23 protein-coding genes are annotated in these 21,604 nt (G+C 68.4%); 7 read left to right on the forward strand and 16 right to left on the reverse strand.

The window, feature by feature from the left end; translation table 11 throughout:
- Positions 1 to 13 precede the first annotated feature (13 nt).
- On the forward strand, positions 14 to 1,261 hold the full coding sequence (locus ACFXKA_RS11475; protein WP_379427106.1) for a DUF4132 domain-containing protein: 1,248 nt from the start codon (positions 14 to 16) through the stop codon (positions 1,259 to 1,261).
- On the opposite strand, the gene ACFXKA_RS11480 is transcribed toward ACFXKA_RS11475, so the two are convergent.
- The 4 genes from ACFXKA_RS11480 to ACFXKA_RS11495 are packed head-to-tail and all read right to left on the reverse strand — an operon-like array spanning position 1,237 to position 4,570.
- Positions 1,237 to 2,694: an FAD-binding protein gene (locus tag ACFXKA_RS11480; RefSeq protein ID WP_379427107.1), complete on the reverse strand. Its 1,458-nt coding sequence runs from the start codon at positions 2,692 to 2,694 to the stop codon at positions 1,237 to 1,239. The two genes, ACFXKA_RS11475 and ACFXKA_RS11480, sit on opposite strands and share 25 nt — an antisense overlap.
- On the reverse strand, positions 2,691 to 3,191 hold the full coding sequence (locus ACFXKA_RS11485; RefSeq protein ID WP_379427108.1) for a VOC family protein: 501 nt from the start codon (positions 3,189 to 3,191) through the stop codon (positions 2,691 to 2,693). The genes ACFXKA_RS11480 and ACFXKA_RS11485 overlap by 4 nt, the downstream gene beginning before the upstream one ends.
- A gap of 37 nt (positions 3,192 to 3,228) precedes the next feature.
- Entirely contained in the window at positions 3,229 to 3,888 is a 660-nt protein-coding gene (locus ACFXKA_RS11490) for a TMEM175 family protein (protein WP_379427109.1), read from the reverse strand.
- The gene (locus tag ACFXKA_RS11495; RefSeq protein ID WP_379427110.1) at positions 3,881 to 4,570 is read right to left on the reverse strand and encodes a VC0807 family protein; all 690 of its coding nucleotides are present in this window, start codon (positions 4,568 to 4,570) and stop codon (positions 3,881 to 3,883) included. Before ACFXKA_RS11495 ends, ACFXKA_RS11490 begins: the two co-directional genes overlap by 8 nt.
- Before the next feature lie 227 nt (positions 4,571 to 4,797).
- Between ACFXKA_RS11495 and ACFXKA_RS11500 the strand changes: the two genes are divergently transcribed.
- Positions 4,798 to 5,589, forward strand: a complete 792-nt coding sequence (locus ACFXKA_RS11500) for a VOC family protein (protein ID WP_379427111.1) — start codon at positions 4,798 to 4,800, stop codon at positions 5,587 to 5,589.
- A 146-nt stretch (positions 5,590 to 5,735) separates the two neighbouring features.
- Here the strand turns inward: ACFXKA_RS11500 and ACFXKA_RS11505 are convergent, their stop codons facing one another.
- The 12 genes from ACFXKA_RS11505 to ACFXKA_RS11560 all read right to left on the reverse strand — a co-directional run bounded on the left by ACFXKA_RS11505 (position 5,736) and on the right by ACFXKA_RS11560 (position 17,228).
- Entirely contained in the window at positions 5,736 to 6,608 is an 873-nt protein-coding gene (locus ACFXKA_RS11505; RefSeq protein WP_379427112.1) for a fumarylacetoacetate hydrolase family protein, read from the reverse strand.
- A 19-nt stretch (positions 6,609 to 6,627) separates the two neighbouring features.
- Positions 6,628 to 7,800, reverse strand: a complete 1,173-nt coding sequence (locus tag ACFXKA_RS11510; protein WP_379427113.1) for a glycerate kinase — start codon at positions 7,798 to 7,800, stop codon at positions 6,628 to 6,630.
- A gap of 9 nt (positions 7,801 to 7,809) precedes the next feature.
- On the reverse strand, positions 7,810 to 9,588 hold the full coding sequence (gcl, locus tag ACFXKA_RS11515; protein WP_379427114.1) for a glyoxylate carboligase: 1,779 nt from the start codon (positions 9,586 to 9,588) through the stop codon (positions 7,810 to 7,812).
- Between the two features lie 2 nt (positions 9,589 to 9,590).
- Complete coding sequence (locus tag ACFXKA_RS11520; RefSeq protein ID WP_379399768.1) at positions 9,591 to 10,481, reverse strand: 2-hydroxy-3-oxopropionate reductase; 891 nt, start codon at positions 10,479 to 10,481, stop codon at positions 9,591 to 9,593.
- Between the two features lie 54 nt (positions 10,482 to 10,535).
- Positions 10,536 to 11,357: a hydroxypyruvate isomerase family protein gene (locus ACFXKA_RS11525; protein ID WP_379427115.1), complete on the reverse strand. Its 822-nt coding sequence runs from the start codon at positions 11,355 to 11,357 to the stop codon at positions 10,536 to 10,538.
- Between the two features lie 161 nt (positions 11,358 to 11,518).
- Positions 11,519 to 12,925: a nucleobase:cation symporter-2 family protein gene (locus ACFXKA_RS11530; RefSeq protein ID WP_379427116.1), complete on the reverse strand. Its 1,407-nt coding sequence runs from the start codon at positions 12,923 to 12,925 to the stop codon at positions 11,519 to 11,521.
- A gap of 31 nt (positions 12,926 to 12,956) precedes the next feature.
- On the reverse strand, positions 12,957 to 13,862 hold the full coding sequence (gene pucL / locus ACFXKA_RS11535; protein WP_356999686.1) for a factor-independent urate hydroxylase: 906 nt from the start codon (positions 13,860 to 13,862) through the stop codon (positions 12,957 to 12,959).
- A 6-nt stretch (positions 13,863 to 13,868) separates the two neighbouring features.
- Positions 13,869 to 14,213, reverse strand: a complete 345-nt coding sequence (gene uraH, locus ACFXKA_RS11540) for a hydroxyisourate hydrolase (protein ID WP_354840832.1) — start codon at positions 14,211 to 14,213, stop codon at positions 13,869 to 13,871.
- A complete protein-coding gene (uraD, locus tag ACFXKA_RS11545) occupies positions 14,201 to 14,698 on the reverse strand; it encodes a 2-oxo-4-hydroxy-4-carboxy-5-ureidoimidazoline decarboxylase (protein WP_379427117.1) in 498 nt (165 codons plus the stop codon). The genes uraH and uraD overlap by 13 nt, the downstream gene beginning before the upstream one ends.
- 214 nt (positions 14,699 to 14,912) lie before the next feature.
- The gene (locus ACFXKA_RS11550; protein WP_379427119.1) at positions 14,913 to 16,340 is read right to left on the reverse strand and encodes a nucleobase:cation symporter-2 family protein; all 1,428 of its coding nucleotides are present in this window, start codon (positions 16,338 to 16,340) and stop codon (positions 14,913 to 14,915) included.
- A gap of 266 nt (positions 16,341 to 16,606) precedes the next feature.
- Positions 16,607 to 16,996 (reverse strand): helix-turn-helix domain-containing protein, encoded by a 390-nt coding sequence (locus tag ACFXKA_RS11555; RefSeq protein WP_379427120.1) that lies wholly within the window; start codon positions 16,994 to 16,996, stop codon positions 16,607 to 16,609.
- The gene (locus ACFXKA_RS11560) at positions 16,989 to 17,228 is read right to left on the reverse strand and encodes a thiamine-binding protein (protein WP_354840601.1); all 240 of its coding nucleotides are present in this window, start codon (positions 17,226 to 17,228) and stop codon (positions 16,989 to 16,991) included. The genes ACFXKA_RS11555 and ACFXKA_RS11560 overlap by 8 nt, the downstream gene beginning before the upstream one ends.
- Positions 17,229 to 17,310: 82 nt before the next feature.
- Here ACFXKA_RS11560 and ACFXKA_RS11565 point away from each other — a divergent pair, with 82 nt between their 5' ends.
- The 5 genes from ACFXKA_RS11565 to ACFXKA_RS11585 all read left to right on the forward strand — a co-directional run bounded on the left by ACFXKA_RS11565 (position 17,311) and on the right by ACFXKA_RS11585 (position 21,592).
- Positions 17,311 to 18,075 (forward strand): IclR family transcriptional regulator, encoded by a 765-nt coding sequence (locus ACFXKA_RS11565; protein ID WP_379427121.1) that lies wholly within the window; start codon positions 17,311 to 17,313, stop codon positions 18,073 to 18,075.
- 360 nt (positions 18,076 to 18,435) lie between these two features.
- Positions 18,436 to 18,942, forward strand: coding sequence for a hypothetical protein (locus tag ACFXKA_RS11570; RefSeq protein ID WP_379427122.1), 507 nt, complete (start codon positions 18,436 to 18,438; stop codon positions 18,940 to 18,942).
- A gap of 93 nt (positions 18,943 to 19,035) precedes the next feature.
- Positions 19,036 to 20,190 (forward strand): serine hydrolase domain-containing protein, encoded by a 1,155-nt coding sequence (locus tag ACFXKA_RS11575; RefSeq protein WP_379427123.1) that lies wholly within the window; start codon positions 19,036 to 19,038, stop codon positions 20,188 to 20,190.
- Positions 20,191 to 20,289: 99 nt separating this feature from the next.
- Positions 20,290 to 20,817, forward strand: coding sequence for a phenolic acid decarboxylase (locus ACFXKA_RS11580; protein ID WP_379427124.1), 528 nt, complete (start codon positions 20,290 to 20,292; stop codon positions 20,815 to 20,817).
- Positions 20,818 to 20,902: 85 nt separating this feature from the next.
- Positions 20,903 to 21,592: a DUF899 domain-containing protein gene (locus ACFXKA_RS11585; RefSeq protein ID WP_379427125.1), complete on the forward strand. Its 690-nt coding sequence runs from the start codon at positions 20,903 to 20,905 to the stop codon at positions 21,590 to 21,592.
- Positions 21,593 to 21,604: the final 12 nt, after the last annotated feature.

Raw genomic sequence — 21,604 nt, forward strand, 5'->3', positions numbered from 1 at the left:
CGACAACCTGTCGATGCCTCCTGCCGACAACCTGTCTGCGCCTCCTGCCGACAACCTGTCGGTGCCGGGCGGCAAGATCACGGGCATGACCGACGAGGAGAGGCGCTGGGCCGATCCGCACGCCACCACGGCGGTGCGGAAGTTCCTGCGCCGGCACCGTCGAGCGGTGGAGACCGTGCTGACGGCGGCCCGGCTCGACGGGCTGGACGAATTCGCCGATGCCGCAGCGGAATACGCCGCCAACCCCGGCGGGCCGGTCACGCCGGAGGGCGCGGCGGTGGTGTTCGCCATCGCACAGCAGGCGGCGATCGCGTATCGGACCGGGCCACAGCGGGAGCAGGAGTTCATCGACCGGTTCATCGACAGCTGGATGAACGAGCACGGGTACGCATTCGCGACCGCGGTCGCCGAGACACGGCGGGGCCTGTGCATCGAGAAACCCGAGCCGCGCGCGGGTCGGATGACACCCTGGCTGCGGGCGATCACGCCAGGCGAGGAGCCCGAGCCCGCCGCGGAGACATTGAGTCTCCGGGTGCATGCCCGGCTAGGTGCGCAACCTTCTTCTCCCGGCGGGGACACACCACACGCCCCCGCGGACCCGAAATCGGTGACCACCGACCAGATTCGGCGACTGGAGGCGGCCATGGTGGACGGCCGGCGATGGCGGGCCGCGGCACACCGGCGGCTGGTGCTCGAGGATCCCGCGCTCGGTCAGCTGGCCCGGCGGCTGGTGTGGGCGAGCTTCGACGGCCGCGGCACCGTGACGGGCACGTTCCGAATCGATGCCGAGGGCGGGCTCCGGACCGTGGACGAGAGGCCCGCCGAGCTGCCGCGCGAGACGCTGGTGGGCGTGGCCCACCCGCTGCACCTCGCGGAATCCCTGGCAACGTGGCGGAATACGTTCGCCGGCAACCGATTACGCCAGCCGTTCGAGCAGCTGGAGCGATGCACGTTCACCCTCACGCCGGAGGAGGCGGAAGCGGATCACCTGTCCCGATTCATCGATCGCCAGGTCCGCACCGATCGGGTGTTCGGACTGCAACAGCTGGGCTGGGAGTTGTCCGGAGCGCTCCTGTATCGCCGGTTCGGCCCTTCCAAGGAGGTGGCCGTCACGCTGGACCCCGGGCTCGCGGGCGGTTATCGCTACGAGCCCGAACTCCAGCGGGTGCTGGCGGTGGAGCTCCGGGGCGGCACGTTCGGGTCGTTCGATGCCGTCACCGCCTCGGAGCTGATCCGTCAGCTGGACCGGCTGGCGGCGTGACGTCCGGCGCGGCGCCCGAAGAAGGAGCCCGCGCCGAGCTGGGTGCCGCTGGCATAGCCCTTGCCGTCCTGGGCCAGGGTGGAGGCGGTAGCGCCCGCCGCGTAGAGCCCCGGAATCGCTGATCCGTTGTCCCGCAGCACTTCCGAGTCGGCCGAGGTGCGCAGGCCGCCGAGGGTGAAGCCCGCGTACAGCGCCTTGCCCAGGGTCAGGTCGAAGGCCGCCCACGGCCCGTGATCCTGCGGCTCGAGCCATTCGGCCGCCTTGTGGAAATCGGGATCCTCGCCGCGGGCCGCGTTCTCGTTGTAGCGGTCGAGGGTGGATCGCAGTGCCTCGTACGGGATTCCGAGCGCGGTCGCCATCTCCTCGACGGTCTCCCAGCCGTCGATGAACGGCGCGAGCGGGAACATGGGCCGTTCCATGTGCTCGGAGTCCACGATCAGGTAGGCCACCGCGCCGGGCTGATCGAGCACGAAGGCGGAGGTCCGCGCGTGATAGGAATCTTCGGCGACGAAGCGTTCGCCCCGCTGGTTCACCACGATTCCGGTCAGCAGCTTCGCGGGCGGATACACGGGCGCGGTGACGAAGGCCTGGTCCATCATGCGGGTCACGCCGCCCGCCGAGACGCCGAGCCGGATGCCCAGCCCGTCGTCGAAGGGCGTCCCGAGCACGAAGGGTTTCTCGGTCAGCCACGGCACGTGCTCGGCCACCATGTCGGTGTTCATGACGAAGCCGCCGGCGGCCAGCACCACCGACTTCGCCCGCACCGCACCGGTGGTGCCGAGGTGCTTCCAGCTGACGCCGGCCACACTGCCGTCGGCCTCGGTGATCAGGTTGGTCACGCCGGTCTCGTACCGCACCTCGACGCCGAGCGCGGCGGCCCGCTTCACCAGCAGCTCGATGATCATGGCCGCGCCCTGGGTGTCTCCGGGCACCGGAACCTTGTGCCCGCGCGGCGCGGGCGTCGCCTGATCCCGGTAGGGCCAGACCTTTTCGTTACCGGTGTACATCAGCCCCTGGGTGCCGGGCTGGATGACCGCCTTCTCCGGGTAGTAGCTGCGCTCGAATTCGAAGCCCAGGCTCTCCAGCCAGTCGAAGTGCTCGACGCTGCCGTCGCAGTAGGCGCGGATCTTGTCCGGTTCGGGATCGCGCGCCACCGACAGCAGGTACTTGTACATCTCCTCGGCCGAATCGTCGTGACCGGTCGCCCGCTGCACGGCGGTGCCGCCACCGAGATAGAAGTGCCCGCCCGCCAGCGCGGTGGTGCCGCCCGCTACACCGGCCCGCTCCAGGACGAGTACGCGAGCCCCGTTGGCGGCCGCCTCGACCGCCGCGCAGCCGCCCGCGATGCCGAATCCGGCCACGACCACGTCGACTTCGTCGGACCACTCGGTAATCGACGCCGCCGCAAGGGTTTCCGGGATCTGTGTGCTCACTGCGCATCCTTCTTGATCTGCTCGAAGAACAGCCGCATGTTCGGCCCGATCTCGGCGAGTTCGATGAACGGCACGCCCGAGGCCGCGCCTTCGAGGTAGGCGAAACGCATCTGCCCGCCCATGTTGCCCTGCTGCACCACCGGGATCCCCTGCGCCGCAGCGTCTTTCAGCGCGGCGTCGAAGTCGTCGGGTTCCAGGCAGACGTGGTGCAGGCCGGGTCCGCCGCGTTCGAGGAATTCGGTGTAGATGGAGCGGCCCCGCACCGGCTGGATGAGTTCGAGCTGGGTGTCGCCGCTGTAGGACAGCGAGATGTGCGCGGTGAAGTCGGCGGGTTCGCCGCGGTAGACGCAGCTCTCGGGCCCGAAGTGGACCTCGGGCATGCGCATCCAGCCGCCGGCGCCCATGGTGGTCTTCAGGAACTGTTCACCGGCCGCGATGTCCTCGACCACCCAGGCGATCTGGGTGACCGGGCCGCGGGCCACACTTGTGCTGTCCACCCGGGCAGTTAATCACAATCGCTTAAATTGGCAAGGGTTACTCGTCGTCGGGATCCGGATCGGACGGCGCCGTCCACCCTTTGTTGCTGAGGCCATAGAACGTCGAGACCAGCAGATACAGCACCAGAGCCGTGATCGGCGACAAGAACCCGACCCCGATGCACACCGCGTAGACCAGGATGCCCGGCCAGGCCCGCCAACTCTCGCGCCGCGCGTAATCCGCACCCAGACCGGGCTTCAACATCTCCGGCCGCTTCGCCAGCCGCCACCACATGGGCGCCCACGGCACGGTCATCATCACCCCGACGATCCCGTACAGCGCCACCGCCACCACGGCGTCCCGGCGCGTCCCGTGCACCACATTGTCGGCCACCACCATCGTCGGGAACGGCACCAGCGAAATGCCCAGTAGCAGCATCAGATTCCACCATCGCAGCACGTGGTCGATGCGCCGCAATCGCCCGAAGAAGGTGTGGTGGTTCATCCACACGACGCCGATCGTCATGAACGACGCCAGATAGGCCACGTACGCCGGCCAGATGTGCGCCAGCGCCTGCAGCAGGCGCCCGGGCTCGTGGTCGGGCACCCGGACTTCCAAAATCAACAGGGTGATGGCAATCGCCATCACCCCGTCGCTGAACGCTTCCACCCGGGCGGTTCCGGCGAGCGTGCGATCCGGAACCGATCCGTCACTCATGGACGGAAGCGTAACCCGATTCCGTGATCGCTTCAGATCGCTTGGCCCGCTTGATGGTTCGAACCGTGATCGCCATCAGCACCACGGTGACCCCGATCATGAGCGCGCTCGACAGCCAGGCCATGGTGTGGATGGGCAGCCGGTAGGCGAGCACCACCCGCAGCACGGACTCACCGACCAGGCCTGCGCCCCACATCCCGGCGATCCGGTTGTGCACGCGGCGCACCAGCGGGTTGGTGCGGAAGTTGTGCTCCATCTCCGCGAGCTTCGCCGGTGAGTTCGCGAAGGCCTTCCGGGCCGCCACGTAGGTCAGCGGCTTGCCCAGCAGTGCGCTCACCCCGAACGCGAGACCGATGACGGCGGTGGTGAGCGAGTCCCGCACGATCATCATCCGGGCGTCGCCGCTGATCAGCGAGCTGGCGATGCCGAAGACGAAGCCCGCCAGGATGAGTGCGGCCAGGGCATCGACGCGCCGTGCCCGGATCACCTCGACCAGGACCACGACGCCGGAGAACACCGCGCCCGCCAGCAGCGCGAGGAAATCGGAGTACCCGGCCCAGTGCAGGAGGTAGTACGCCGCGAGCGGCACCGCGATGTCACGGGCGGTGGGTGCGAGCATGCGCAGCAGGTTCGGCCGGTCCTGCGACTTCGGCGCGGGCACTGCGGCGATGTTGTCGGCCATGGTCGGAACTCCTGTAATCGGTTTGTGCGCTACAGGAATGACGCTACGGTCGCGCCGACCTCGCCGAATCTGCCAACCATCACCTCCCGGCCATGACAGTTGTCATGCCGGCGCCGGACACGCCGTCCGCCGCCATCCCCGCTTCGGGCCGGCGGAAGACGATGATTTCCGGAGCCGGGCGTCGTCTCCATTCCCGGGGACCGAAATACCGATTCGAGGAGTTGACCATGTCCTACGTGACGCAGCCGGGCGATCCGGTCTGGACCGATCTCTTCACCACCGACACCGACAGCGCCATCGATTTCTACGGCGAGCTGTTCGGGTGGAGCGCGGATGTCGCGCCCGAGTACGGCGACTACATCACCTTCCGCAAGGACGGCCTGGCCGTGGCGGGCGGGATGCGCAATGACGGGAACAGCGGGCCCGACCAGTGGACCGTGTACCTGGCCAGCCCGGACGCCGACGCGACCGCGGCGGCCGTCACGGCGGCCGGCGGAATGATCGCGGCGCCGGTGACGGCGGTCGGGGACCTCGGCAAGTTCGGCGTGTTCGGGGACAACGGCGGGGTCGGGATCGGCGTGTGGGAAGCCGGGACCATGGCCGGGTTCGAGCAGCGCGGCGTGGCCGGCGGCGGGCAGTGGGAGGGGCATGTGGGCGCGCCCTCGTGGTTCGAACTGCACACGCGCAACTACGACGACGCCCTGAAGTTCTACCGCGAGGTCTTCGGCTGGAAGGACCCGTTCACCATCGCCGATACGCCCGAATTCCGGTACACCACCATCCATTCCATGACCCCGATGCTGGGCGGGGTGATGGACTCGAGCGGCTTCCTGCCGCCGAGCGTGCCCGGATATTGGACCGTCTACTTCGGCGTCGAGGACGTGGACGCCGCCGTGCGCAAGGTGGCCGAGCTGGGCGGCAGCGTGGTGCGGCCCGCCGAGGACACCCCGTACGGCCGGCTGGCGGCGGTGGCCGACCCGTCCGGCGTGCGATTCAGCCTGGGCGGCAACAAGTCCTGAACGAGCGCTCTTCGGCGTGTACCCGATCGATAGCCGGCCCCGGACAGGACGAACGGCCCGGTCCCCACAGTGACCGGGCCGTTCGGATCATCCCGCGGCGACGTGGTCGGCGCCCCAGCAGCGCTTCGGACGCCGCCGCGGGAAACTCAGCCCCCGGTGACGACGGCGCGCACGCCGGTGGCCAGGGTCTGCTGCCTGCCCAGTCCGGCGACCTCCACGACCACGACATCGCCGTCGCGCAGATAGGGTTTCGGCTCCGGCCGGCTGACCGCGACGCCGGCCGGGGTTCCGGTCAGCACCAGATCACCGGGTTCCAGGGTCATCAGCGTGCTCAGGTACCGCAGCAGTTCGCCAACCCCGGCGACCATATTGCCGGTCGTACCCGCTTGCCGCTGTTGGCCGTTCACCCACAGCTGCAGGCTCAGCGCCTGCGGTTCGGCGACCTCGTCGGGTGTCACCAGCCACGGGCCGATGGGGGTGAAGGTGTCGAAGGACTTGCCCTTCACCCAGGTCGGTTCGCCCGCAATGCCATTGCGCTCGGTGACGTCATTGGCGGTGACATAGCCGCCCACCGCCCCCAGCGCGGTGGCGGCGTCCGGGCAGTCGCGCAGCGCGCGGCCGATCACCACGCCCAGCTCCACCTCGTGGTCGGTGGCGCGGCTGCCGGGCGGCAGCTCGATGGCGTCGTAGGGACCGCTCACCGTGGTGCCCGGCTTCAGGAACACCACGGGCCGTTCCGGAATGGCCGCACCGATGGCGGCGGCGTGGTCGGTGTAGTTGAGCCCGATGCCGATCACCTTGCCGGGCCGGGCAATCGGTGCGCCGACCCGCGCGGCCGGATCCACCTCGGGGAGAGTTCCGGCGGCGAGCGCGGACCGCACCGCGCTCAGCGCCGCCGGATCACCCAGCAGCCGGCCGTCGATATCGGCGGTCACGGACGACAGATCGCGCAGCGCGCCCTCATCATCGATGGCCACGGGACGCTCGGCGCCCCGGGCCCCTACGCGCAGCAGTTTCATACGTCGCCTCCCGGCTGCTTCATTTCTCGGCCCCCGATTGCTCGGCGGCCATGGCCGCCACCCCCGCGCCACCTGGCAGGTGCTCATGCGCTATGCGAATACCCAACTGCTGCAGCAGCATTGCTCCGGCACTCAGGCAGCGCTGTTCGTCCGGCTCGATCTCGATGAGCGAATACGCGGCGGCGAACCCGGTTTCGCGCAACCGGTCCGCCGGCAACGTGTTCCGGCCGCACACGGCGACCACCGGCACCCCCGCGGCCCGCGCGGCCGCCGCCACGCCCGCGGGCGCCTTGCCGTGCAGGGTCTGCTCGTCGAGCTTGCCCTCACCGGTGACGATCAGGTCCACCCCGGCCAGCCGCGCGTCGAAACCGACCAGCTCCAGCATCAATTCGATACCGGGCCGCAGAGTCGCGCCGAGGACGGCGAGCGCGGCGAATCCGACACCCCCCGCGGCGCCGGCCCCCGCCGCGTCGCGCCGATCCGACCCGAGTTCCGCGGCCAGCCGCTGCGCCCACTGCCCGAGCGCGGCGTCCAGCTCGGCCACCTGGGCCGGATCGGCGCCCTTCTGCGGTCCGTAGACCGCAGCGGCCCCATTGGGCCCGGTGAGCGGATTGTCGACATCGCAGGCCACCGTGACCTCGACGCCGTCCATCCGCTCGCGCAGGGCGGTCAGGTCGATGGCGTGCACCCGGGTGAGAGCCGCCCCGCCGTCGCCGATGGGCAGCCCATCCGCGTCCAGCAGCCGGGCGCCGAGTGCCTCCAACAGACCTGCGCCGCCGTCGGTTCCGGCACTGCCGCCGATGCCGAGCACGATGCGGCGGCACCCGGCCGCGACCGCGGCCGCCATCACCTCGCCGGTGCCCCGGCTGGTGGCGGTCATCGGTCGCAGCCGGCCTTCCGGCAGCCGCACCAGGCCCGACACATCCGCCATCTCCACGACCGCGAGATCGTCGCGGCGGGCGTAGGCGGTCAGCACCGGTTCCCCGGTCGGCCCCGACGCGGTCAGCGGGACCGCGTCGAAACCGGCTGCGAGCGCGGCGGCGACGGTGCCGTCACCGCCGTCGGCCACGGGCACGACCGCCACCGAGGCGTCGGGACGCGCCCGCCGGATTCCGGCTCGCACGGCGGCCCCGACCTGCGCCGCGGTCAGCGAGCCCTTGAATTTGTCGGAGGCGATCAGCACACGAGCCATGGGAATCCTCTAGTCCAGCGGGACGGTTGCGGTCGGGGCGTCGACGAAGGCCGAGGCCAGCTCCTCGAACTCCACGACCTCGTTGATCTCACGCGCGCCCATGGACACATTGGTGACGCGCTCGAGAATGCACTCGACCACGACGGGCACCTTGAATTCGGCCATCAGCGACTTGGCCTTCTCGAAGGCGGGACCGATGTCCTGCGGCTCGAAGACGCGAATCGCCTTGCAGCCCAGACCCTCCGCGACCTTGACGTGGTCCACGCCGTAGCCGTTGACCTCGGGCGAGTTGATGTTCTCGAAGTCGAGCTGGACGTAGTAGTCCATCTCGAACGCCCGCTGCGCCTGCCGGATCAGCCCCAGGTACGAGTTGTTCACCAGCACATGGATGTACGGGATGTTGAACTGGGCGCCGACGGCCAATTCCTCGATGAGGAACTGGAAGTCGTAGTCCCCGGACAGCGCGACAACCTGCTCGTCCTTGCACGCGGTGGCGACACCCAGCGCGGCGGGCAGGGTCCAGCCCAGCGGACCGGCCTGACCGGCGTTGATCCAGTGCCGCGGCTTGTACACGTGCAGCAGCTGCGAGGCCTGGATCTGCGACAGTCCGATGGTGGTGACGTACCGGGTGTCCCGGCCGAACGCCTTGTTCATCTCCTCGTACACGCGCTGCGGCTTGAGCGGCACGTTCTCGAAGTGCGTCTTGCGCTGTCCGGTCGCGCGGCGGGCACGCACCTGCTTGGCCCAATCGCCGTGGTCGGTCAGACCACCCACGGCGTCAAGGGATTCCGCGACGGCGATGAACTGCTCCAGGGCCGCGCCGGCGTCGGAGACGATGCCGTAGTCGGGTGCGAAGACCCGGCCGATCTGGGTCGGCTCGATGTCGACGTGCACGAACGTGCGGTCCCTGGTGTAGGTGTCGAGACCACCGGTGTGGCGGTTGGCCCACCGGTTGCCGATACCCAGCACGAAGTCCGAGGCCAGCAGCGACTCGTTGCCGTAGATGTGCGAGGTCTGCAGACCCACCATGCCGGCGTTCAGCTCGTGATCGTCGGCGATGGTGCCCCAGCCCATCAGGGTCGGGACCACCGGAACACCGGTCAGCTCGGCGAATTTCACCAGCAGGGCGTCGGCGTCGGCATTGATGATGCCGCCGCCGGCGATGATCAGCGGACGCTTCGCGGCGTTCAGCATCTGCAGCACCTTGGCGGCCTGCGCCCGCGTGGCGGCCGGGCGAGCCACGGGCAGCGGCTCGTAGGTGTCGATGTCGAACTCGATCTCGGCCAGCTGCACGTCGATCGGCAGATCGATGAGCACCGGGCCCGGACGGCCTTCGCGCATGAGCCAGAACGCCTTCTGGAAGGCGCCGGGCACCTGGGCCGGCTCGAGCACGGTGTGCGCCCACTTGGCCAGCGGCTTCGCGATGGACGCGATGTCGACGGCCTGGAAGTCCTCCTTGTGCAGCTTGGACACCGGGGCCTGGCCCGTGATGCAGAGGATCGGAATGGAATCCGCGCTGGCGGCGTACAGACCGGTCACCATGTCGGTGCCCGCGGGGCCCGAGGTCCCGATGCAGATACCGATATTGGCGGGCTTGGCCCGGGTGAAGCCCTCGGCCATGTGCGAGGCGGCCTCGACATGGCGGGCCAGCACGTGCTTGATACCGCCGTGCGCCTTCATGGCGCTGTAGAACGGGTTGATCGCGGCGCCCGGCAGGCCGAAAGCCTGTGTGGCCCCTTCCTTTTCCAGGATCAGGACCGCCGCGTCGACGGTGCGCATGCGCGCCATAATCAGTTCTCCTTGTCCAGCTTGCCGCTCAGGCGCTCGACGCCGCGCAGCAGTGCAGAGTGGTCCAGGTGGCCGTCGCCATTGGCGCGGGCCGAGGCGACCAGCTGCGCGATGAGCGAGCCGGCCGGGGTCACCAGACCGGCCTCGCGCGCGGCAGTGGTGAAGATGCCCATGTCCTTGTGGTGCAGGTCGATACGGAAGCCCGGCGCGAACTCGCGGTTGATCATCTTGTCGCGCTTCTGGTTCAGCACGGCCGAACCGGCCAGGCCGCCGCCGAGCACGTCCAGGGCGGGGCCCAGCTCGACGCCGTAGGCCTCGAGGAAGACCACGGCCTCGGCCACGGCCTGGATATTGCTGGCCACGATGAGCTGGTTGGCGGCCTTCACGGTCTGGCCCGCGCCATTGGTGCCGACGTGCACGATGGTCTTGCCGACGGTGTCGAAAACCGGCTTGGCGGTGGCGAAGTCCTCGGCCGAGCCGCCGACCATGATGGACAGGGTCGCGTTCACCGCGCCCGGCTCGCCGCCGGAGACCGGGGCGTCCAGCAGGCGGAAGCCACGCTCGGCGGCCTGCTTCGCCAGCTCCTGGGTGACATCCGGGCGGATGCTGGAGAAGTCGATGATCAGCGCGCCGGGCTCGGCGGTCTCGAAGACACCCTTCTCACCGGCGAGAACCTCCTGCACGTGCGGGGAGTCCGGCACCATCACGGCGATGACCTCCGCGCCGCGCACGGCGTCCGCGATCGAGGTGACAGCACGGCCACCCGCGTCGACCAGCGGCTGGGCCTGGGCCGGGTTGCGGTCGAAGCCCTTGACGGCGTGGCCGGCGTTCTGGAGGTGGACGGCCATCGGGCTGCCCATGATGCCGAGGCCGATGAAAGCGATGTTGGTCATGATCTGTTCCCTAATCCTCTGTATGGCAAGTTCTCTGGGTCTCTGGACGGCGGGCTACTTCGCGGCGCGACGCTCGCGCGGCAGCCATTCGAAGGCGTCCTCGGAACGGCCGGACGGCTTGTACTCGAGGCCGACCCAGCCCCGGTAGCCGCGCGACGCGAGGTCGGTGAGCTGAAGCTCGAGCTGGAGCTGGCCGGTGCCCGGCTCGTTGCGGCCCGGGTTGTCGGCGATCTGCACGTGGGCGATCCGGTCGGTGTACTCGGAGATCACCTTGTCCACGTCGTCACCGTTCACGGCGAGGTGGTAGAGGTCGGCGAGCAGGCCGATATTGCTGACGCCCGCGTACGCCTGCACCTTGTCGATGACGGCGAGGCCGTCGACAGCCTTCAGCAGCGGGTAGCGCGGCGCGCCGGAGGCGGGCTCGACCAGGATGGTGGCCCCGATCCGGGAGGCGGCCACGGCCGCCGCCGCCAGGTTCTCGACGGCCAGCTCGTCCTGCTGCTCCGGGGTGGCGTCGTCGGCACGGTTGCCGTAGAGGGCGTTGAAAGCCTTGGTGCCCAGTCGTTCTCCGATGCCGACGGTGACATCGATATTGTCCTTGAACTCCGCGGACCGCGACGGCCAGGAGACCAGGCCGCGGTCGCCGCCGGCCATGTCACCGGCGAAGAAGTTGAGGCCGACCAGCTGCACGCCCGCGTTCTGCACGGCGGCGACGAACGCGTCCACGTCCCGGTCCGACGGGACCGCCTCGGCGAAGGGCCACCAGAACTCGATGGCGTCGAATCCGGCCTGCCGCACGGCTTCCGGGCGCTCCAGGATCGGCAGCTCGGTGAACAGCAGCGAACAGTTCACGGCGTAGTTGAGCGAGTGGGTCATCAGGAATCCCTCCAGTTCGTTCCCGCAGCGCTTCCGCCATTTTCCACAATGCGGAAATATTTTTTCGGGATATGAAAAGGCTAGTGCTCCCGAAACAACCCCGTCAAGAGAGTTCCGGGAGCTACCGGCCAGTACGGCACGAGATATACGAAATTGCCGATTCAGTCGCGGATATCGTCGTCCAGGCGCTCGCCCAGATCGTCCTTGCGATCCTCGGCTGCCGCGAACACCGAAGCGCCCGCCTTGTTTCCACCCTTGATCTCGTTGAACACCAGGTTCAACGCGATCGCCACCACCGCGGTGGCGGAGATGCCGGAGTGCATGATCACCCCGAGCCAGGTCGGGAACCTGTCCCAGAACGTCGGCGCCGCAATCGGAATCAGGCCCACGCCCAGGGCCACCGCGACGATGACCATATTGAGGTTGCCGGTGAAGTCCACCCGCGCCAGCGTGCGGATACCGCTCGCCGCCACGGATCCGAACAGGACGATGCCCGCACCGCCCAGCACCGGATACGGAATCCCGGCCACCACCGCGCCCACCACCGGGAACAGGCCCAGCAGTACGAGCACCAAACCGCCTGTCGCGACCACGAATCGGCTCTTGATGCCGGTGAGCGCCACCAGTCCCACGTTCTGCGCGAAGGCGCTGCACGGGAAGCTGCCGAACACCGGCGCGACCGTGGTGGAGAGCATGTCGGCCCGCAGGCCGGCCGCCACCCGCGCCGAATCCACCTCGGTGCCGACGATCTCGCCGATGGCGAGGATGTCGGCGGTGGTCTCGGTCATGATCACCAGGATCACGATGGTCATGGACACGATCGCCCCGGCCTCGAAGGTCGGCCCGCCGAAGTGCAGGATCGGCGGCAGCGCAATGATTTTCGCCTTGCCGACGGCCGAGAAGTCGGCGTGGTGGGTGACCACGGCCAGCAGGGTGCCGATCGCGAGGCCGATCAGGATCGACAGCCGTGAGATCGCGCCCTGGAAGAGCCGGCTGATCACCAGAATGATGAGCAGGGTCAGCCCCGCGAAACCGATATTGCCCATCGAGCCGTAGTCGGCCGCCTTGGGATTGTTGCCCATAGCCCACCGGAATGCGGTGGGCAGCAACGAGAGTCCGATCACCGTGATGATCGTCCCGGTCACCACGGCCGGGAAGAGCCGTACCAGCTTGGCGAAGAAACCGGACAGCACCAGTCCGATCAGACCGGCGACTATGATCGCGCCGAAGACCGGCCGGAGTCCGCCGTCGCTCGCGATGGTGACCATCGTCGAGACACTTGCGAACGAAATGCCCTGCACGATCGGCAGTCTGGAGCCGACCGCCCCGATGCCGAGGGTCTGTAGCAGGGTGGCCAGACCGGAGAGGAACAGGCCCGCCGTCACCAGCAGGGCCATGTCCGAAACCGAGAGCCCGGCCGCACCGCCGACGATCAGCGGCGGTGCGATCACACCGCCGTACATCGTCAGAATGTGCTGAGTTCCGTAGACCACCAACTGGCCCAGGGGATGTCGCGCATCCTCGGGACGGGTGAGGGTCTCTGTCACGCGGCTCTGGTCATCACCCATCGCCGCACCTCCTAGATCAGCACTGAGCCATTCAGCAAAAGCCCGGGGTGGCGAGCCAGGCGTTCCCGGCCTCGTTGGCGTCGTCGCGCTCGACGGTGGCCTCGATCAGGCCGTAGGGACGGTCCGCGGCGATGAAGACCTCGCCCGGGTTGTCGACATTGAAGGGGCTCAGGTCCACCAGGAAGTGGTGCTTGTTCGGGGCCGAGAAACGGATCTCGGCGACCTCGGTGAACTGCTCGAGCACCGCGCGGCCCATGGAGTAGAGGGTCTGCTGCAGCGCCAGCGAGTGCACCACGGCGAACTGCCGCAGGATGGTCTTGAGGATGGCGTCGTAGGTCTTGTCCCAGTCGACGTCGGTGTGGTTGTAGCGCCAGCGGGCCACCAGCGAGGTCGCCATGATGCGGTCGTTGGTCGGCTGCAGGGTGGTGTACTTGTCCTTGAAGAAGCCGTGGAACTCCGAGCCCGTGGTCTTCAGCAGGGTCAGGTCCTTCACGCCGGAGACCACGTGGGCCTTGCGATCCGGGCCGACACCGTCGACATTCACCACGGTGGTGCGTACGCCCCGGCCCGACTTCACGAACGAGTGATCGTGGCCCTGGCCGTCGACCTCGATGCGATCCCAGGCGTACTCCTCGATCTCGACGCGCGCGCCGGTGGCGGTGGGGGCCCGGGAGATGAAGTGGTCGGCGAGGGTGAGGCCGAACTCCTCGATGGAGTGCACGCCCTTCTCCTTGGCGAAGGAGAAGGCGGTGTTCTTCTGGGTGTCGGTGGGCAGCACGTCGCCCTGGTCGCCGGTGATGTGGGCGTCGGCGAAGTCGCCGCGCAGCGCCGAGGAGACGTTGAGGTCGCGGATCTGGTGGCGCGGGGTGTCGCGGTAGACGCGGACGACGCGGTTCTCGGCCTTGCCGTACTGGTTCTGTCCCAGCTTGATTGCCATGTGAGTTCAGCTTCCTCGGTAGGTGGAATAGGCGAAGGGGCTCATCAGCAGGGGCACGTGATAGTGCTCGCCCGCCGCCCCGGCGACCTTGAAGGTGATGGAGACCGACGGGTAGAAGTAGGTCTGATTCGTTGCGGCGGCATAGCTTTCGATGTCGAAGGTGAGCCGGTAGACACCGGCAGCGAGCCCTTCGGGGCCGAGATCGCGGATCCGGCCGTCGTCATCGGTCTTGCCCTCGGCCAGCACCCGCGCGTCCGGGCCGACCTGTTCCAGCCGCACCTCGACACCGGCCGCGGGCTTGCCCAGCGCGGAGTCCAGGATGTGCGTCGTAATGGTGCTCACTGCTCGAATACCTTTCGCAGGCGCAGGACCGCGATCTTGCGCAGCTCCGCGGCCACCACGGCCGCCTCGGTGGCATCGTCGTTGGTGAGGCGCTGGCGCAGGCTCGACAGAATCTGCTCGGCGGACAGGCCGGTGGCGCAGATCAGGAAGACCCGGCCGAAACGCTTCTCGTAGGCGCGGTTGCCGTCCAGCAGCTGCGCGGCGAGGGCCACGTCCTGACCGACCCCGGCCTGCTCCTGGCGCGACCACGCGGATCCGGTGTCGGTGCCCGACACGCGGTCACCGATGCGGGGGTGCGCGGCCAGCGCGCGATCCACCTCGGCTCCGCTCAGGGCGCCGGCCAGCTCGCCGGCCCGGGCGAGCACGCTGTCGATATCGGCATAGGGCCGGGCCGCCAGCACGCCATCGGCCCACGCGGGCACGTCACAGCAGGTCAGCAGGTCCGGCCGGAGTTGTTCCCCGGCTGTGGAATTGAATTCGCTCAACGTCACCATCGGCGCTACCTCTCTCGGATAGCGGAAGGGTGATTCCGCTACTCGAGAAGAGTGTCACGGGCCACAACAACTCGTCAACAATTTGTTGAAAATATACAGAGGCCGCAGGTCAGGGCGCTAGCTGAGCATACGTGCCGACCACCCCGGAACGCGGGCAGCGGCGGCAGGCCGACCGTGGTCGACCCGCCGCCGCCGATCATCGCACCGGGGCCGGCTAGGTATTCCGCGCGGCCGGTACCGCTGCCAGGGCGGCGCTGGTACGGGATCCGAACAGCTGGTGCAACACCAAGGCCGCCAGACAGCCCGCACTTATCCCCGACGCCAGGATGATCGACACCGGTCCCGGCAGACCGGCGTAGAACGAGGGCGCGACCGTCGGTGTCATGCCGATGAACAGCGCGACGCCCACGATCAGGGAGTTGATCGGATCGTGCAGATCGGCCTTGGCCAGGGTGCGGATACCGCTCGCGGCGACCGTCCCGAACAGTACGAGACCCGTTCCGCCCAGAGCCGGTTTCGGCACCAGCTCCACCACCGCGCTCGCCACCGGGAACAACCCCAGCAGCACCAGCAGCGCACCGCTGGCGGCCACGACGAAACGGCTGTACATGCGGGTGAGCGCCACGAGTCCGACGTTCTGGGCGAAAGCGCCGCAGGCGAATCCGCCCATGACCGAGGCCAGCATGGTGCCGACACCGGCCGCCCGCAGACCACCCGCGATGTGCCGCTCCTCGGCGGGCCGGTCCACGATCTCGCCGAGCGCGATCATGGTCGCGGTCGACTCGGTCATCACCACGAGCATCACGATGCACAGCGAGACGATCGCACCGATCTGGAACAGCGGAGCGCCGAAGTGCATGGGCGGTATGAAACCGACCAGCGCGCTGTCGCGCACCGGGCCCGTATCCAGCAGTCCCAGTGGCCATCCCGCCAGCGAACCCGCGACCAGTCCGATCAGCAGGGCCAGCTGCCGCCCGAACCCCTCGAGGAACCGATGGCACAGCAACACGACCACCAGCGCGATCGCCGCGTCCAGCAGGTTCTTCAGCGGCACATGCGCCGAGCCCATGGAGCCCTCGCCCGCGCCGCTGATCCAGCCGAGCGCGACCGGCAACAGCGACAGGCCGATGAGCGAGATGACCGTGCCACCCACGATCGGCGGGAAAAACCGGTGCAGCCGTGAGAAATACGGCGCGGCGAACACGGCCAGCACGCCCGCCACCAGGGTGGCCCCGAAGATGACCGGCAGCGCCTCGCCCGGCGCGGCATCCTTGGCGATGGCCAGGATCGGCCCCACCGCCGCGAACGATCCGCCATTGATGAGCGGCAGCCGCGCGCCGAACTTCCACCAGCCCAGGGATTGCAGCAGGGTGGCCAGTCCGGCGGTGAACAGACTCGCGGTGATGAGCATGACCGTGTCCCGGGTACCCAGGCCGACCGCGGCGCCCACGATCAGCGGTGGCGCCACGACTCCGGCGACCATGGCGGCGATATGCTGCAGGCCGCCGGCGAGCAACTGCCAGGGCGGCGGGACGACATCGACCGGATGTCGTTCGGGCGCTTCGGGTTCCAGGACCGACGGTGCGGTGGACTCCGGCGCGGCGGGAGTTCCCGGGACGCCGGGTGCGGATTCAGCAGTCACGGGCGGGCCGGCCCCCTCGATCAGCGGAGGAAGCAGCACTTCCGTCGCGTAGCCGGCCCGATCGCGACGGCCGGACGACCGTCGACAGTCTTCGGTATGGCGTCGAAACTCTGTGGCCCGCAGGTGAACCGCGTTCGCTCAACGTCTCCATTGGCGCAACCTCTCTCGGATAGCGGAAGGGTCATTCCGCTATCCGAGAAGAGTGGCACGGGCCACATTGGCCGTCAACAATTCGTTGAATATATATCGGTCGGCCGACAGACCGGTCAGGCGCGTTCGCGGTTCAGATAGTTGTAGACAGTGAAGCGAGTGACACCCAGCGCCGCCGCCACCGTCTCCGCCGACTTACGGAACGTGAAGGCGCCCCGCTCTTCCAGCAAGCGCACAGCACGCTGCTTCTCGACACGCGGCAGTCCGGCCAGCGGCCCGCCCAGCTCCGCCGCCACCTCGTCCAGCAGCCGCTCCAGGCCGCCGAGGGTGTCGGACTCGGGCGGACCGAAACGCACGCAGGCCAGGGTCGTTCCTTCCCACACGAGGGGGACATCGTCGGCGGTGGCCTCCTGCGCGGGCACCAGGCGGCCGCCGGTTCTCTCCAGCAGCGGGGCGAGGGTCACCAGCACGGGGTGCGACTCGTCCATCGGCGAACGCTCAGTCATCCTGCTCGACCTGCATGGTCACCCGGGTCGCCCCGTGCGCGAAGGCGGTCACCATGATCTCGCCCAGCACCGGCAGCAGCCGGTCGTCGGTCCCGGCCACCGAGGTGCCGAGCGGACCGAAATCGCATTCCAGACCGGCCGATTCCGCGAGTTCGAGAGCCGCTCTGGCATGCGGCGGCGTATCCCCTTCGCCATGGAACGGTTCGGTCGTGAACTCCGCGCGTAGCCGCATGGGCCTCAGGCTACTGGGCAGAACAGGTGATCTACGATCTGCCCTAGAATTCCGGCATTCGGAAAAACTGAGGAGGACCGGGGTGCCAGCAGCGAAGGAGCCCAAGAGCGGCACCGGCGGCGTGCAGTCCATCGAGCGCGCGTTCGCCCTGCTGGAGCTGATGGCCGACGAGGGCGGCATGATGGGCCTGTCCCAGCTCGCCACGGAGTCGGGGCTGCCGCTGCCGACCATTCACCGGCTGGTGCGCACCCTGGTGGATCTGGGCTACCTGCACCAGGAGCCGTCGCGCAAGTATGTCCTGGGCCCCAAGCTGATCAAGCTCGGTGAGAGTTCCTCGCAGATGCTGGCGGTGCTGGCCCGCCCGCACCTGTCCCGGCTGGTCGACGAGCTCGGTGAATCCGCGAACATGGCCATGCTGGACGGCGATCAGATCGTCTATGTGGCGCAGGTGCAGTCGCGGCACTCCATGCGCATGTTCACGGAGGTGGGCCGGCGGGTGCTGCCGCACTGCACGGCCGTGGGCAAGGCCATCCTGGCCGGTGGGGCGCCGGACCTGACCCGAGAGCTGTTGCAGCGCACCGGAATGCCGCGCTACACCGACAACACCATCACCGATCCGGAGGAGTTCGCCCGGCAGCTGGACGAGGCCGCGCGCACCGGATACGCCATGGACGAAGGCGAGCAGGAGCTCGGCGTGCGCTGTGTGGCCGTCGCGGTACCCAAAGCGCCTGCCCGGCTGGCGATTTCGGTGTCCGGCCCGGTGGGCCGGATGACCGAGGAACTCATCGACCGCGCCGCGCCGCTGCTGACGGAGGTCGCCGCCGCCCTGTCCGACGACCTCCGATAGTTCTCGAATCTCCTACGCAGCAATCTCACCGGCAATGCTCGGTCGGCTACCGGACAGCGATGTCGTAATCGACCTCATAGAACCCGCGAAAACTCGCGGACCAGGCCTCCGATACCTCGCAAAACCGGTCGCTGCCAACAATTCCCATAATCTGGACAGATCCGAGAGGGTTCCGGTTTCGAATCCTGATGCGAAGTCATCGACATCTCGGAATGAGGTTTTCCTATGGGCACAAGGCAGCCCACAAGTTCGGTTCAGCTTTATCGGCGTGCGGCCCGGGTCGCCGTTGCGGGGGCTCTTCCCCTCTCTCTGGTTCTCCTGGGAGTAACACCCGCCCTGGCCGAGGAAGCGCCAGCGGCCGTGGCGAATCAGCCGGCCCTGGATATCCCGGACTCGTCGATTCGCATCGGCACCCTCCAGCTCGACCGGCCGTTCTTTCTGACCCCCGAGCAGACCCAGCAGATCAATACCGCGACCACGGGCACGGAAACCGGTCTGGCGCAGTCGCTCGAAGCGGCCGGGCTCGACCATGCCCGCTCCACCAGTGTCGCGAAGGCCGTCCTCGGTGACGCGGCCATCGGCGCGTCGGTCGGGTCCGTCCTGGCCAGTCCGATCGCGTGGACCGGCGCACTGGTCGGCGTGGTCTCGGGCGCGATCGCCGGACTCCCTTTCGCACCGATCGGCCTGGTCATCGTCCCGGCCATCGGTGGCGCCATCGGCTACGCCATGGTCGCCGCCCCGTTCATGGCGCTCGGCGCCGGTGTCGGAGCGGCCGTCGGCGTGGCAGACGGCCTGATCAACCCGGCACCGGCAACCCAGCCCGACCCGGCCGCCCCAGCCCAGCTGAACGCTGCGCAGCCCAGCTGAACCCCGGCGATCCATGGCGAAGACGGCCGGAGCGGCGGCGTAGATTGTGATCCACGCTGCTCGGGCCGTCTTCTTCGATGAAGGGATCCGGTGATGGGTGTGTCGACTCGATGCCGAGTGGGTGCGGTCCTGGCGATCGTGCTGACCGTCGCCGCCGGCGCCTGCGGATCCGATCGGGGCGGTGAGACGCAGAGATCCGGCACCAATTCCCCCGAAGCCGCGCAGATCGCCGATATCGTGCGCACCAAACTGACCCAACTCGACCTCACCGCAGCGGTTTTCGGGGTGTGGCGGGGCAAGGAGCCGATCACCATCGGCGCGGCGGGCGACTCGCCGCTGGGCATCCCCGCAACCACCGACATGCAACTGCGGGTGGGCCAGCCCATGGAGCCGATGCTGTCCACCGTGCTGTGGCATCTGGACGCGGCCGGCACCCTGTCCATGGATCAGCCGATCGCCACATGGCTGCCGACCTTCCCGCGCGCCGACCGGATCACCCCGCGCATGCTCGCCGACAGCACCTCCGGAATCTCCGACTACGTCACCGACCCCGGCTTCCTGAAACGCTTCGCCGACAATCCGTTCCACACCTGGACCGCCCAGGAGCTGTTCGACCTGGCCAATGCCCGCCCGCCCCTGTTCGATCCCGGCACCAGCTTCGCCTACGCCCACAGCGACCTGGTCGTCCTGGGCGAAGTGCTGCAGCTGGCCAGCGGCAAATCGCTGGGCGATCTGATCTCCCAGTACGTCCTGGGCCCGCTCGGCATGCGGCATTCCGCGGTGGTCCGCACCGCCCGGATCGACGAGCCGATCCTGCACGGCTACACCGACGAGCGAAAGATCTTCGAAGACGCCACCTTCTGGAACCCGACGGCATTCCTGCACTCCGGCAACATGAATTCCACCGTCACCGACGTGGGCCGCTGGGTCCGGGCCCTCGGCACGGGAGAACTGCTCTCCAGCAGCCAGTTCCAGCAGATGATGGCCCCCTCCACCGCCGGCCTCGGCCCGCTCACCGCCCAGAAGTACTTCGCCTTCGGCGTCCCCCACCTGGCCGACTGGCTGTTCATGAACCCCGCCTACGGCGGCTACGACGGCATCGCCCTCTACGACACCAAATCCGACACCACCATCGTCGTCTACGCCACCCTGGGCCCGACCGCCAAGCCCGACACCGACAACGCCATCCCCATCGGCGCCGCCATCGCCACCCTGCTGGTGCCCGACCGCCCGCCGCCCCTGCCCTGACCTGGAACATCCGTGGAGATCATCGGGGAAGGAGTGCTCAGCGGATAGGCTGAGCGCGACGCCCGGGTCCCGACGCAGGTCGGTCGAGAGGAGTTAGCGATGAGCGCCGAGGATGCCGCCGCCGCACCGGCCCTGGCCGGTGACCTGTCGGGAATCGTCGGGCGACATCTGATCTATGCGTACGAGAACGGCTGGAAGTTCGACCTGTACGTGCGCAATTCGCAGACTGTCGCCTTCCGCTGCCTGATGGGACCGATGTTCGGGCGCTGGTCCACGGCGCAACCGGCCAAGATGATCCAGCTCAGCGGCGATATGTACAAGATCGCCTGGGTGGAGCCGACCGGTGCGGTCACCGTGCTCATCGTGTGGCTCCGCGAGCGCCGGGTGCACACGACGATCTGCTATCCGAAGTGGATGCTCGACTTTCCCGAGAGCACCCTGGGCCACTACGAGGACGCCATCCCGCAGATCATCGCCGACCGCGACCAGGGTCCGACCTACCCGCAAACCCTGGTCGCCTCCACCGGCCGCATCACCTACCTCGAAACCCGGGGACCCGACGACGACACCGTCATCGACTGCCCACCGGCCAAACTCCCCCTCGATTACGCGAATCGCACCAACTGATTCGACGGGTCACCGATGAGTTCTGCGCGCCCGCGGCGTCTATGCCTACAACACGCACCCTGTGAACCCGGTGAGGGAGGATTCTGTGAGCACCAACCCGCTGCCGCCCGTCGTCGACATCGACACCTGGCGGACCGAACTCGAAGCACTGCGTATCCGTGAGAAGGCCGCGACCCGCGAACTCGACGCCATCGCGGCCCAGCGCCGCCGCCTGCCGATGGTCGCACTGCCCGACTACACCCTGGAAGGCGAGGACGGCCCGGTCCGCCTGGCCGACGTCTTCGCCGGCAAGTCCCAATTGATCGTCTACAGCCACATGTGGTTCCCGGGCGAGGAATGGCAATGCCCCGGTTGCACCGGATTCACCTCGCAATTCACCCGTTTGGAATTCCTGGACCTCTACGACGCCCGCTTCGTCATCGTCACCCAGGGCCCGATCGACGAGGCCCTCGCCTACAAACGCCGCGTCGGCAACCAGATGCCCTGGTACTCCACGGCCAACAGCCCATTCGGCTCGGACATCGACGCCCCGCCCGGCGGCGGCTTCGGCGTCAACGTCTTCCTCCGCGACGGCGACACCGTCTACCGCACCTGGCACACCAACGGCCGCGGCGTCGAACAACTGACCCACACCTTCCCCCTCATCGACCTCCTCCCCTACGGCCGCCAGGAAGACTGGCAGGACGTCCCCACCGGCTGGCCCCAGTCCCCCACTTACAACCGCTGGCCCAGCTCCAAAGACATCGCCGCCACCTACGGCAGTCCGAATCCCTGAGGCCGCCAATGG

It is taken from the genome of Nocardia sp. NPDC059228, assembly GCF_042754245.1.
In the GTDB taxonomy this organism is placed as follows: domain Bacteria; phylum Actinomycetota; class Actinomycetes; order Mycobacteriales; family Mycobacteriaceae; genus Nocardia.